Raw genomic sequence first — 13,269 nt, 5'->3', positions numbered from 1 at the left:
ATCGGGTGATCAGTAGATGCTGGGCTCGCCGGTGGGCGCGCCGAAGTCGGTTTGCAGGAAGTCGAAGTCGCAGCCGTCATTGGCTTGCCGGATGTGCTTGGAGAACATCCAGCCATAGCCACGCTCGAAGCGCGGCGGCGGCGGCGTCCACTCCGCCTGGCGGCGCGCCAGCTCCTGGTCGGACACTTCCAGGTGGATGCTGCGGCGGTCGATATCGACGGAGATCATGTCGCCGGTGCGCACCAGCGCGAACGGGCCGCCGATATAGGCCTCGGGCGAAACGTGCAGGATGCAGGCGCCGTAGCTGGTGCCGCTCATGCGCGCGTCGGACATGCGCAGCATGTCCCGCACGCCTTGCTTCACCAGCTTCTTGGGAATGGGCAGCATGCCCCATTCGGGCATGCCCGGGCCGCCTTGCGGGCCGGCGTTGCGCAGGATCAGGATGTGGTCGGCGGTTACGTCGAGGTCATCGCGCTCCACCGCTTCCTTCATCGACGGATAGTCGTCGAACACCAGCGCCGGGCCGGTGTGCCTGAAGAACCGCTTCTCGCAGGCGCTCGGCTTGATCACGCAGCCGTCCGGCGCGATATTGCCCTTGAGCACGGCCAGCGCGCCCTCCTGGTAGAGCGCGTTCTCCGTGGTGCGGATCACGTCGTCGTTGTAGACCTCGGCGCCGGCGATGTTCTCGCCCAGCGTGCGGCCGGTGACGGTCAGGGTATCGAGGTGCAGCTTGTCGCTGATGCGGTTCATCAGCGCCGGCAGCCCGCCGGCGTAGAAAAAATCCTCCATCAGGTACTTGTCGCCGCTGGGCCGGATATTGGCGATCACCGGCACCCGGCGGCTGGCCGCGTCGAAATCCGCCAGCCCGATGTCGTGGCCGGCACGGCGCGCCATGGCGATCACGTGGATGATGGCGTTGGTGGAGCAGCCCATCGCCATCGCCACGGCAATGGCGTTCTCGAACGAGGCGCGCGTCTGGATCTGCTGCGGGGTCAGGTCCTCCCACACCATGCCGACGATGCGCCGCCCGGCCTCGGAGCACATGCGGATATGGTTGGCGTCAGCCGCGGGAATGGACGAGGCGCCCGGCAGCGTCATGCCGATGGCCTCGGCAATGGCCGTCATGGTGCTGGCGGTGCCCATCGTCATGCAGGTGCCGTGGCTGCGGGCAATGCCGCCCTCGATGCCGATCCACTCGGTCTTGCTGATATTGCCGGCGCGGCGCTCGTCCCAGAACTTCCAGGCATCGGACCCGGAGCCCAGCACATTGCCCTTCCAGTTGCCGCGCAGCATCGGGCCCGCCGGCACATAGATGGCCGGCACGCCCGCGCTGGACGCCCCCATCAGCAGGCCGGGCGTGGTCTTGTCGCAGCCGCCCATCAGCACCGCGCCGTCGATGGGGTGGGAGCGGATCAGTTCTTCGGCTTCCATCGCCAGCATGTTCCGGTACAGCATGGTGGTCGGCTTGACCGCGCTTTCCGACAGCGAGATGGCAGGGAGCTCGATGGGGAAGCCGCCGGCCTGCAGGATGCCGCGCTTGACGTCGTCCACGCGCTGCTTGAAGTGGGAGTGACAGGGGTTGATGTCGGACCACGTATTGATGATCGCGATGATCGGGCGGTCCAGCCACTCGTCGGGCGAGTAGCCCATCTGCATGATGCGCGAGCGGTGCCCGGAAGAGCGCAGGTCGTCAGGGGCAAACCAGCGCGCGCTGCGCAGCGTTTCGGGCGTCTTCTTTCGGGACGTCATTGTCTCTTCCATGGATGTTGTTATCGGGCCAGGCGCCGGTGCCGGCGTCGGCTTCGTCTGGGTCTAGATGTACGACAACCGATATCGTGAACGGAATTAAAGCACTAATATATTAGTGTGTCAAACCGTAAAAGTTTCCACTAAAATGCCTGCATGCGTGGCTGTGGCGCGGAGTCCACGGCCGTTCACGCCGCAGCCGGCAGGCTGCCGGAGGTTGCGCGGCCGTGTCTGGTGTCTGGTATAAGGCATGCGCAACCGGGTAGTCCACGCATTCCACGCATTCAATGCATTCACGCCACACGACCGGCGACAACGAAAGACCCCAAGCCCCAATGGAAGCCACCTTGTCCCCTCCGCGGATCCAGTTTCAGTTCGACCGCACCCGGCATGCCGCGCCGCAGGTCTTCGAGCATATGCGGGACATGATCATCTCGATGACGCTGACGCCCGGCACGGTGCTGTCGCGTACCGACCTGGCCGCGCAGTACGGCATCAGCCAGACGCCGGTGCGCGACGCGCTGATGCGCTTGAGCGAGGAAGGCCTGGTCGACATCTTCCCGCAGCACGCCACGGTGGTCAGTCCCATCAGCATCGCGCTGGCCCAGCAGGCGCATTTCCTGCGGCGCTCGGTGGAAGTGGAGATCGTCCGCACGCTGGCGCAAGCGCCGGATGCGGCCCTGGTGGAGCGCCTGCGCCTGAGCGTGGCGCGGCAGCAGGCCCTGCTCGCAGCCCGGGATTTCGCGGAACTCTCCCTGTTCGACCAGGCTTTTCACCGCCAGATGTACGACGCCGCCGGCGTGCCGGACCTGTGGCTGCTGGTGCGCCGCCAGAGCGGCCACCTGGACCGCCTGCGCCGCCTGCACCTGCCGATCCCGGGCAAGGCGAACGCGGTCATCGCCGATCACACCGCCATCGTCGACGCCATCGCCCGGGGCGATGCCGACGCGGCGCAGGCCTGCCTGCGCCGGCATCTCTCGGGCACCCTGGCCAACCTCGACGAGATCCGCGCCCGCTTCGAAAACTACCTGCACTGACATCCCCTCCGCCCTCGGCCTTCGGCTGCCGCGCCGCGCTTCCTGCGGCACCCGGCAGCGGCGTCGCGTTGATCACGTGGGTGATGTAGCCGGCGCATACCACGCCATAGCCGCCATGGATCCGCAATACATGTGTTAAGTTGCTGAAACAATAGGCACTCCGAGGGGATTGGCTGCAGCAAGCCGGTTTGCGGGGAGCAAGGGTCCTGTTATCCACAGTAATTGTGGATAACAGGACCCATAAATAGGGCGGCGATGCACAGCTTCGCTTGCATTGTCAAGCTTTTTGCCGGCCCCGCTTTCCAGTCTGGCGGTTCCTCGTCCGCGGCCAGCTGGTGCGCAAGGGGCTGGCCGACGTCAAGGCCACCGAATACTTTGGCCGTACCGGTGGCGAGCCCGCGCCATCGACGCCGGACGAACTCGCCACCTTCGTCCGCAGCGAAACCCTGAAGTGGGCAAAGGTGATCAAGGCAGCGGGGATCGAGCCGGAGTGAAGGGCGGCGGTGCGGTGGATTGGCCCATGCTGAAGTGCGATGAAACGTTCAGCGGGGCCACGCCAGACAAGGTTTGGCGCGCATGCTCGCGATGGGTGGCGCGTGCCGCTTGACCCCTGCCTTCGGTGGTCGATCTTGGTATCTATCTTGATGGATACCAAGCTTTGATATATATTTTGATATATATCAAAGGAGTCCGCTATGCCAGTGACCGCCAAAGTCTTTACTACCGGCCGCAGCCAGGCTGTGCGCTTGCCGCAGGAATTCCGCTTTGCCGAACGCGAGGTGTACGTGCGTCGAGATCCCGTGACTGGAGATGTAATCCTCTCCCGCAAGCCGGAAAACTGGGACAGCTTCCTGGTCGCGATCCAGGGCGAGGCCGTGCCGCCGGACTTTCTGGCCGAGCGTGAGCAAGGCATCCAGACACGCGACCCGTTGGCAGGCTTGGAATGACGCGATACATGCTCGACACCAACATCGTGAGTCACCTGCTGCGGGCCAATCCAGTGGTGGTGGCTCGCGTGACCAGCGCGCCCATGAGCGCGTTGTGCATGTCGGCCATTACCGGTGCCGAGCTGATGTACGGCTTGGCCCGGCGGCCCGAGGCCGTTCGGCTGGCCCGTGCCGTCAACGAACTGATGGCGCGCGTCGAGGTCTTGCCCTGGGCTCCGTCAGCCATGCCTGGCTACGGGCAAGTGCGCGCCTTGCTGGAAGGAAAAGGGCAGCCGATGGGGGCATCGGACATGCTGATTGCCGGGCACGCGCTGGATGTCGGCGCCGTGCTTGTGACGAATGATCAAGCGTTCACCCGTGTGCCGGGCTTGTCAGTCGAAGACTGGTCGATGCCGACGGGGAACTGAACAATGAAGCCGATGCCCCTTGAAGAATCCGAACCTGCCTGGCGTAATCATCCGGCATCGCGCAGGCTGCACCGCCAATGCGGTCTGGTCCTCTCCTGAAAATTGGACTGATGAAGCAGTCCAGATGAGGGCTAAGCTATCGATCTTCAATCCTGGTATGGAAGAGCGCAATGGACAACGATCAGAGTTCGGTGATAGTACGAGAAGTTCAAGGCAGCGACTATGAGCAATGGCTGCAGCTTTGGCTGGCCTATCAGAATTTCTACGAAGTGAATCTGGAGGAAAGCACCACGAGGTCGACGTTCAACCGGTTCCTCGATCCAGATGAACCTGTTTATTCTTCCGTTGCCGTCAAAGGCAACCAGATTATTGGCCTGGTCAATTCGGTGCTGCATCGCTCCACATGGTCAGTGGCCGATTACTGCTACCTCGAGGATCTCTATGTCGCGCCGACGATTCGCGGTGCAGGCACGGGAAAATTGCTGATCGAATGGGTGCAAAACTTCGCGCAGCAACGCCAATGCGCGCGATTGTATTGGCATACGCACGCAACCAATAAACGTGCTCAAAAGCTATACAACTGGGTTGCTCAAGATTCCGGTTTTATCGAGTATCGCATGGCGTTATAAGATCTCCGGCCGCGCGGGCAACTCAGCGTTACTGGTCAAGGCAGTGTCCGGGATCATGCCCGGACACTGTGTCGGCAAGGCGCGAGAGGCTGCCGCGTGGTGACGGCACGGGGCAGGCCTGTCTGGTGACGTCCGGTCGATTCAGGCAGAATTCACCGCTCCATCGATGGATTTACCAAATATTGGCAGGCCGCATCATGCTCAGCATCGAGCTGGAAACGCTCAAGATCCACATTGCCGATCCGAAGCTGGCCTCGCTGGAACTGCGTGTCCGCGTGCAACGCGCGCTGCGTCAACTGATACTGAATGGCGTCCTCGCCCCCGGCTGCCGCCTGCCTGCAACCCGCACACTCTCGCAATCATTGAGCGTGTCGCGGGATACCGTGGAGATGGCCTACGTCCAATTGCAGCTGGACGGCTATATCTGCCGGCGCGAAGGCTCCGGCAGCTTCGTCTCGGACAAGCTTGGAGCGGGCTTGCTGGGGACGCGCAAGAGACATGGCAGCCTGCCCGCAGCGCTGCGTCCGAAGGCCGCCCAACCCGCGGCGCTCAGTGGAAGAGGCGCGGATATCCTTGCCAACGGCGGCGTGTCGGATCAGCAGGTGGTCAAGGCCTTCGCCACGGGACTGCCCGAAACCCGCACGTTTCCCGTGGAAACCTGGGAGCGGCTGCAGCGCCAGGCCTCCAAGGACTGCCGCTCCAGCGTCCTTCTGCACGGCGACCCGCAAGGCGCCGAGCCGCTGCGCCAGGCCATCGCGGACTATCTCAATCTGGAGCGCGGGGCCAGGGTGACGGCGGATCAGGTGCTGGTGCTGACCAGCACCCGTCAGGCACTCTTCCTGTGCGCCCAGGTACTGGCCGATGCCAACCAGCCCATCCTCATGGAGGACCCTGGCTATTTCGGTGCGCGCAAGGCGTTTGAGATGGCGCAACTCAAGATCGTGCCGGTCCCCGTGGACGAAAAGGGGCTGCGCACGGATCGCCTGCGCGCGGACAGGAGCGGCGCCAATACCATCTACGTCACCCCCTCGCATCAGTACCCCACGGGTGCCACGCTCGCGTTGGAGCGTCGCCTCGAGCTGACGGCCTGGGCGGCCGAGCGGCAGGGCTGGATCATCGAAGACGACTACGACAGCCAGTTTCACTACGAAGGCTTGCCGACCGCTTGCGTGCAAGGGCTGGATACGTTTCAGAGGACAATCTACCTGGGCACATTCAGCAAGTCCTTGTACCCCGGTTTGCGCATGGGCTACATGGTGCTGCCGCATGAACTGGTCAAACCAATGACCTATGCCAGAAGCATCCTGGACGGTCACACCCCGCAGATCGCCCAGTTGACATTGGCGCGCTTCATGGATGCCGGCCATTTCGGTGCCCACGTCCGCTCCATGCGAAAAATCTATGCGGTGCGGCGTGAAGCGATGGCCCATGCCGTTCAGCGGCACCTGTCCGGCATCGTGACGGCCCACTTGCCCCCGGGCGGATTGCAGATGCCCTGCCTGCTGGCCGAGGGCTGGTCAGAGCAGGACACCATCAGGCAAGCGGCACGGGCCGGCATCCAGCTACCCGGACTCAGCCGTCTCTATGCCAGGCCCCCCGCCGCCGCCGGATGGTTGCTCGGATTTGCCGCGCTCACTCCCCACGAGATCGATACCGCCACCCGGCGTCTGGCCAAAGCCATTGCGCAGCCGTTCGCCGCGTAGTTGTTCGATGGTGGACGGACGCATCGGACCACACGGCCAATGCGGTCTGGTCTTCTCCCAAAAACTGGACTGATGAAACAGTCCGGATGAAGGCTAAGCTACCCCTCTTCGAGATCAGGGGAGGGCAGCGCTTTCCTCCCTGAAACCGCAACCCCATCAGGAAGGACCGGCCCGCGTGAACAGATCAACAGCAAGACTACGGCTCGCCGACTTCGCGGCACCGGCAATCGCCGCACTGATTTCGGTCATCGTCAACTACGGCGGCACCTTCGTCCTGGTTTTTCAGGCCGCCCAGCTTGCCCGGCTCAGCCCGGCGCAAACAGCCTCCTGGGTCTGGTCGGTGAGCATCGGCGTCGGCTTGACCGGAGCCTGGTTGAGCTACCGCTATCGCGAACCGATCATCACAGCCTGGTCCACACCCGGCGTCGCCTTCCTGGCAACGGTCATGCCGTACACACCCTATGGCGAAGTGATCGGGGCTTACGTCATCTCGGCTATCGGCTTCATCCTGCTCGGCATGTCCGGCGCCTTCGAGCGCCTGGTGCGGTTGATTCCCGGCGGCATTGCCGCTGGATTGCTTGCCGGCATCCTCTTGCAGTTCGGCGTGAATGCGTTCGGCGGCGCAAGCGCCGATCCGCTGCTGGTCGTCGTGCTGGTGGTGTCCTACGCCGCGCTGCGCCGCTTCACCTCGCGCTTCGCCGTGGTCGGAATCCTGGTCATCGGCATGGCCATGCTCATTGCGCAGGACAGGATCGACGTGCAGCGCATTCACCTGAGCCTGGCCGCCCCCGTTTTTGAAATGCCGCAATTCTCCGTAGGCTCCCTGCTGGGCGTGGCGCTACCCCTGTTCGTCATCACGCTGACCGGACAGTACATGCCCGGCATGCTGGTGCTGCGCAACGACGGCTTCAAGACCAGCGCCAACCCGATTCTCGCCGTGACCGGGCTCGGCTCGCTCATCATGGCCCCGTTCGGCGCGCACGCCTTCAATGTGGCGGCCATCACCGCGGCGATCTGCACCGGCAAGGACGCACACCAGGATCCGTCCAAACGCTACCTCGCCGGACTGGTGTGCGGCATCCTCTACGTCACGGTCGGCATCTTCGGCGTCACGCTGGCCACCTTGTTCATGGTGCTGCCGCGCACCTTCATCACGACCCTGGCGGGGCTGGCCTTGCTCGGCGCCATCGGCGGCAGCCTGGCCAATGCCATGGCCGATGCCCGCACACGCGAGACGGCGCTGATTACCTTCCTGGCAACGGCAGCCAACGTGACCTTGCTGGGCGTAGGCGGCGCGTTCTGGGGGCTCGTGGCAGGCCTGGTGGCGCATCTGCTGATCCACGGTGGCCGCAAGACCCTGATCGAAGCGGCCGTGGCCAAGTGAACGCAGGTTTTCACGCCACGGCTTCGCGCTGCCGTCACGTATCTGTGGGCAGGGAGCCGCCGGTGGCGTCGCGGTCAGACGCGAACCTGCGTAAATAGAGCCAATAGAGCCAGCAGAAGGAGACAACCCCCGGCCACATTCCACAAGGACCGCAGCCTCCTCCTTCCGGGCTCACCCGTGCAAACCTACACCGGCTTCCGATACACCACGAACCCCGATTTCTCCGCCACCTTGTCATAGAGCTTCATCGCCGTCGCATTGGTCTCATGCGTCTGCCAGTAGACCCGCTTGGCACCGGCGGCTTCGGCGCGCTGGTAGACCGCCTCGATCAGCGCCCGGCCCACGCCGGTGCCGCGCGCCGCTTCGGTAGTGAACAGGTCTTGCAGGTAGCAGCTGGGGCCGATCTGGATGGTGCTGCGGTGGTAGAGAAAGTGCACCAGGCCCAGCAACGCTCCGCCGCGCTCGGCCACCAGGGCGTGCATGGGCTCGTAGGCGTCGAAGAAGCGCGACCATGTCATCCGGGTGATTTCAGCCGGCAGGGCGGTCTGCTCCTTGCGGCCATAGAAGGCGTTGTAGCCATCCCAGAGTACCTTCCAGGCTTCGAAATCCTGCGGCTCGGCTGGGCGGATCTGGATCGGGGCGGTGGTCATGGGTGCGTCCTCGGTGTGATGGGTTGGGAGGCTGGCAGGCGTTGCCAGTGGCATTCCGATGTGCGGTGCCAGCCGCAATTGTGACCGATCGCGACGTATCCTGGTAGCCGTGCGGCGGGCGCCGGCTGCCATCGGCTACGCGTATCCGCTACGCGCGCCTGCTTGACGTTGGCGGCGTGGTTGGCGGCGTAGCCGGCGGCGAATACCGGGCCTTGCCGGCGCGCTTGGCTTCGTAAAGCGCCATGTCGGCGCGCATGAACAGCTCGTTGGCGGTCTGGCCATCGTCGGGGTAATGCACGGCCATGCCCACGCTGGCCGTCGCCACGAAGGTATGGCCCTCGATGAAATGCGGGCGCTTCGACGCCGCCACGATGTCCTGCGCGATGCGCTCCAGCGCCGCCAGGTTGGCGGCATCGTCCAGCACGATGCCGAATTCGTCCCCGCCGATGCGCGCCACCGCATCGCTGGTGCGCACGCAGGCGCAAAGGCGCTCGCCGAACGCCGCCAGGAACTGGTCGCCAACCGCGTGTCCGTAGGTATCGTTGACGGCCTTGAAGTCGTCCACATCCACCAGCAGCAGGGCGGCGCTTTGATGGTTCGCGACGGCCCGGCTCATGACCTCGGACATGCGCAGGTCGAACCCCTTGCGGTTCAGCAGCCGCGTCAGGTGGTCCGTCAGCGTCTGCGCTTCCAGGGTTCGCATCTTCTCGCGCTCGCTGGTCACGTTGCGCGCGAATATATACAGCCCCTGCACGGTATCGTTGCTGTCGTTCCAGGCGGGCTGGTATGTCACTTCCATGCATTCGGCGCCATCCTTGCCTTCCAGGCTGAAGGTGACGGGCATTCCTTGGTAGGCCTGCTCCAGGTAAGGCTTGGATGCCATATAGACGGGCATACCCAACAGCTCGCGCACCGTAAGCCCGACGATCTGCCGCGCCGGCAGCTTGAACCGCTTCGCGTAGGCCTCGTTGACGAAGACATAGCGTTCGTTCGCGTCAATGAAGGACACCGGATCGGGCACGTGATTGGCGATGGCCTCGATGCGCTTCTCGCTCTCGGCGGCGCAGTCCTTGGCGGCGCTGAGCGCGGCTTCCCGTTCGGAAAGCTGCCGCATGACCGTGCTGAAGGTGCTGGCCAACTCGCCGATCTCATCATTGCTCCCGGTTGGCAGCGAGGCCAGCACGGCCGGGTTCTGCGGCGCTTCGCCGACCACGCGATGCAGCAACTCCAGCGGCGCCAGCATGCGCCGTATCGCCAGCCACATCATCAGGGCCGCCAGCGCCAGCGAAAAGCCCGCGGTCTCGATGGTCTTGCGCCGCACATCCACCAGGGGGGCAAAAGCCTCGCTGGCGGGCAGGACCGACACCACTTCCCAGCCATTGGATTCAAGCAGGTAGCGCGCCACGATGGGCTGCGTGGGTTGCAGGATTTCCCAGGGGGAGGGCGCGGTTTCGAGGCCGCACGTCTCGCCATGCGCCTTGGCCGGGGTCATGACCTTGGACGCGCCCGGGTGCATCGCGTAGCGCGGATTGGTGCCGGACGAAACCAGGCAGAAGCTGCCGGTCAGCCCGACCCGGCTGTGCGCGATCTGGCCCAGGAAATTGCTGGCCGAGAGATTCAACGCACCACCCACCACGGCCAGCAATTGCCCGTCCGGCCCGCGCAGGGGAACCGCCAGGATCACGCCTGGCGAGTTGGTCAGCCTTCCCCGCAGCAGGTCGGAAACGGCAAAATCCGAGCCACGGACAATCTGCTGGAAGTAGTCGCGATCGGAAATATGGAGGCGCTGCCCGTCGGGCACCGCAGTACTGAACGCGATGTCCCCGTCGGGCCAGGCCAGGAACACCGCGTTGAAGTTTTGCGGTATGGCCACGGCATCGGCCGCGAAGCGCTTCATGTCCGCCGGCGCCTGGCCGAGCATGGGAGCAAGCTGGCGCGCCAGGCGCTGCAGGGCGATCGCCCGGTTCTCGAACTTCTCGTCCAGCTGTTCGGCAACCAGCTTCACAAGCGTATCCTGCTGCGCCTGGCGCAAGGCCTGGAGGCCCTGGAACGCGTAATACTGAGCAAACAATGCCCGCGCGACGATGATCAATGTCACCACCAGCGCGGTGGCCACCGCCATCCTGTATTTTAAGGAATGCCGCATCATTATCTTATTGTTCGAATTTGCGGATCATGACCGTTTGACCTGGCTTGCGCTATTCTCGAAAAACCGCCCCCTGCGAGCGACCGACCCGAGTCGTAGGTTAGCAGAAGGAAAGGGGCCGCCCCACCAATGCCAACGCCTTCACTCGGCATTGTGTGTCTTATCGGTCGCTTTGCTCGCATGCTGAAGGCCGGCGAGGGCTAGAATGCGGCATTCCCCCAACAGTGGCGCCAGCGCCTGGGCGCGCGCCGGCCCGCCAGGGCTGACCGGAACGGCGGATTCACCGGCGCCGCGTCAATGCAGTGCTGCGCCTTAATCTAGACTTTCAGGCAACTTTCCCCTGTGATCATGGACCCCTTGCTCCACTTCCTGCATATCGCCAGCGTTGCCCTGTGGGTGGGCGGCATGTTCTTCGCCTATGTCTGCCTGCGCCCCGCGGCGGGCACGCTGCTGGAGCCGCCGCAGCGGCTGCGCCTGTGGCGCGGCGTGTTCGCGCGCTTTCTTGCCTGGGTCTGGGGCGCCGTCGTGCTGATCGCCGTCAGCGGTGTTGCCATGCTGGCCAGGGTGGGGTTTGCCGCGGCACCGCTCAACTGGCATGCGATGCTCGGTCTCGGCCTGGTCATGATCGCCATCTTCATCTATGTGTACTTTGGCCCCTACGGCGCGCTCCGCCGCGCCGTGGATGCGCAGGACTGGAAGGCGGCCGGTGCCGCGCTGGGCCGCATCCGGCAGGCCGTGGGCCTGAACCTGCTGCTTGGCGCGCTCACCATCGCGGTGGCCACGCTAGGCCAGCTGGCTGCATGATTTTCGCGCCAATGTAGCGCCTGCGCCACATTCTGGTCGCCGCTTCCCGGCGTAGCCGCGTCATCGGCCAAAGCGCGTTCCCGAACAGGTCAGGCCGCCTCCATCACCCCTTCCACCCGGTTCCTGCCGGCGCTCTTGGCCCGGTAGAGCGCCCGGTCCGCGCGGCCGATGGCGGTATCCAGGCGGGCATCCGCCTTGTCCACGCAGGCCACGCCGATGCTGATGGTCAGGTCGGCAACGCGCCTGCCGAAGTACCGGGAAGAGGTGGCCCTCAGGCGCTCCGCAAGGCCAAGCGCGGCGCCCATGCCGGTGTGGGGCAGCAGCACCAGGAACTCCTCGCCGCCAAAGCGGCCGGGGTAGGCATTGGCGGGCAGCTCGCGCTTGAGCATGGCCGAGAAATCCGTCAGCACCCGGTCGCCTTCCGCATGCCCCAGGCTATCGTTGATGCGCTTGAAATGATCGAGGTCGATCAACAGCAGCGTCATCTCGTCCCCGTGGTCATGCATGCGCGCCAGCTCAACCTTGCCGGCATCGTACAGGGCACGGCGATTGAGCAACTGCGTCAGCGGATCGGTTCTGGACAGCGTCTCGAGTCCCAGATGCACGCGCCGCGTCACCACCAGCATGAAGGCAACCGACAGCGCCAGGTCCATGAACGTGTATGTGTGCAGAATTATGGCCCGGATGAAGCCGTCCGCGGCAACGAACTCGCTTATTTTGGGCCGCCGAAGTGCTTGTAGGTACCGTTTTGACTGACTGGCCGCTCCCGGAGGTGCTTGCGTGCGACCTTCCACAGGAAATTTGACAAATTTCCCCAGAAAATCAAAATGCTTCAACAATGCGATTAACATTGACATGGCATCTTCAATTAATCCGTGCTTCATGTTAAATGGTTGAAGTTGCTCCTGAAAATCTATGAGCATCGTGTGAGCATAAGCATTCTATTAAAAAATAATCTGAAAATGGCCTGATAGGAACTACACAAGCATGCGGAAATCGTCGATAATATGCCGTATATGCCCAGGTATCGAGGGGCCAAGCATTGAAAGGTGCCGACCTTAACGGCAGTGGTATTCAAAATCTCAGCACGTAGCACGGTCCAGCAAGACCCTGAGCAGCTACCTCGATCAGCCGTCCTTGGCTGATGGCGCAAACTAACGCCGGGATCATATGGTGGCGGGCTTCTTCCGTTCTTGGCATGCCTACAATTGCCAATACTGAGGACGCCGGACATGTGGCAGTGTTTGGCTTTGCGGGCGGTTTTGGCCTATGCCGCTCGATGAGACACAGTTTATCCGGACACGGACCCTCCAAAGGCACACCTAATAGCCAAACATCCCGATCGCCAGGAGGCGAGGACACCGATCACGAAGCCCAATACACTGCGGTGGGATAACCGGGTCATGCGGGGTGGCCGCATACGTATTACCAGCGGTTCAGCCGACAGGACAGGCCTGTGGCAGCCTGCACAAGAATGCCAAAACAGAATCCACGGCCAGAGCTAGGGTGCGTGGGCGCAGCGACGGAAACGTTGCAGCGATGGTCAGGTTGCGTCTGCTCCACGCACCAGGCTAGTCGGCGAAATCGCTAAAGGACGGAGCGGTTGGGCATATTCGGTTGGATGCCGAATGTGATTGGATTTCGAGCTGTATTCGGATGGGGCGCACCTAGGATTTCGTTGTATAAATATTGGGTGGCGTACGAATTCGACGCACTAGGCGGGGGTAGTGGAAATGCACGCTCTTAGAGGCTTGGGAAGGGAGGTTTGCTATGGACGGAGAGGTTTTTGACGCGTTGGAGAATGGGTAGCGGAAAC

At 63.4% G+C, this 13,269-nt stretch carries 12 protein-coding genes; 8 read left to right on the top strand and 4 right to left on the bottom strand.

The window, feature by feature from the left end; genetic code table 11:
• Nucleotides 1-9 precede the first annotated feature (9 nt).
• Nucleotides 10-1,749: an L-arabinonate dehydratase gene (araD, locus tag P3W85_RS28490; protein ID WP_017228082.1), complete on the bottom strand. Its 1,740-nt coding sequence runs from the start codon at nt 1,747-1,749 to the stop codon at nt 10-12.
• Nucleotides 1,750-2,081: 332 nt separating this feature from the next.
• On the opposite strand from araD, the gene P3W85_RS28485 reads away from it, so the two are divergent.
• From P3W85_RS28485 to P3W85_RS28455, 7 genes are all read left to right on the top strand, one after another.
• Nucleotides 2,082-2,783, top strand: a complete 702-nt coding sequence (locus P3W85_RS28485) for a GntR family transcriptional regulator (protein WP_017228083.1) — start codon at nt 2,082-2,084, stop codon at nt 2,781-2,783.
• 335 nt (nt 2,784-3,118) lie between these two features.
• Nucleotides 3,119-3,277 carry a hypothetical protein gene (locus P3W85_RS28480; protein ID WP_276267211.1) on the top strand — a complete coding sequence of 53 codons (159 nt, stop codon included), beginning with the start codon at nt 3,119-3,121 and terminating at the stop codon, nt 3,275-3,277.
• Between the two features lie 201 nt (nt 3,278-3,478).
• Complete coding sequence (locus P3W85_RS28475; RefSeq protein WP_017228084.1) at nt 3,479-3,730, top strand: antitoxin; 252 nt, start codon at nt 3,479-3,481, stop codon at nt 3,728-3,730.
• An 8-nt stretch (nt 3,731-3,738) separates the two neighbouring features.
• Nucleotides 3,739-4,137, top strand: coding sequence for a type II toxin-antitoxin system VapC family toxin (locus P3W85_RS28470; RefSeq protein ID WP_276267210.1), 399 nt, complete (start codon nt 3,739-3,741; stop codon nt 4,135-4,137).
• Nucleotides 4,138-4,307: 170 nt separating this feature from the next.
• Nucleotides 4,308-4,766: a GNAT family N-acetyltransferase gene (locus P3W85_RS28465; RefSeq protein WP_276267209.1), complete on the top strand. Its 459-nt coding sequence runs from the start codon at nt 4,308-4,310 to the stop codon at nt 4,764-4,766.
• 197 nt (nt 4,767-4,963) lie between these two features.
• Nucleotides 4,964-6,469: a PLP-dependent aminotransferase family protein gene (locus tag P3W85_RS28460; RefSeq protein ID WP_276267208.1), complete on the top strand. Its 1,506-nt coding sequence runs from the start codon at nt 4,964-4,966 to the stop codon at nt 6,467-6,469.
• Nucleotides 6,470-6,644: 175 nt separating this feature from the next.
• Nucleotides 6,645-7,853 (top strand): benzoate/H(+) symporter BenE family transporter, encoded by a 1,209-nt coding sequence (locus P3W85_RS28455; protein ID WP_017228088.1) that lies wholly within the window; start codon nt 6,645-6,647, stop codon nt 7,851-7,853.
• Nucleotides 7,854-8,038: 185 nt separating this feature from the next.
• Here P3W85_RS28455 and P3W85_RS28450 read toward each other — a convergent pair whose 3' ends face one another.
• Nucleotides 8,039-8,503, bottom strand: coding sequence for a GNAT family N-acetyltransferase (locus tag P3W85_RS28450; RefSeq protein WP_276267207.1), 465 nt, complete (start codon nt 8,501-8,503; stop codon nt 8,039-8,041).
• A 148-nt stretch (nt 8,504-8,651) separates the two neighbouring features.
• Nucleotides 8,652-10,625 (bottom strand): sensor domain-containing diguanylate cyclase, encoded by a 1,974-nt coding sequence (locus P3W85_RS28445; protein ID WP_276267206.1) that lies wholly within the window; start codon nt 10,623-10,625, stop codon nt 8,652-8,654.
• A gap of 372 nt (nt 10,626-10,997) precedes the next feature.
• Between P3W85_RS28445 and P3W85_RS28440 the strand changes: the two genes are divergently transcribed.
• Complete coding sequence (locus P3W85_RS28440) at nt 10,998-11,453, top strand: CopD family protein (protein WP_430869633.1); 456 nt, start codon at nt 10,998-11,000, stop codon at nt 11,451-11,453.
• Nucleotides 11,454-11,542: 89 nt separating this feature from the next.
• Here the strand turns inward: P3W85_RS28440 and P3W85_RS28435 are convergent, their stop codons facing one another.
• Complete coding sequence (locus tag P3W85_RS28435) at nt 11,543-12,106, bottom strand: GGDEF domain-containing protein (protein WP_276267204.1); 564 nt, start codon at nt 12,104-12,106, stop codon at nt 11,543-11,545.
• Between the last annotated feature and the right edge of the window lie 1,163 nt (nt 12,107-13,269).

This window comes from Cupriavidus basilensis (assembly GCF_029335485.1).
Classification (GTDB): Bacteria; Pseudomonadota; Gammaproteobacteria; order Burkholderiales; family Burkholderiaceae; genus Cupriavidus; species Cupriavidus basilensis_E.
Note: the sequence above shows the minus strand (reverse complement) of the source record. Positions and strands in the feature narration are given on the sequence as shown.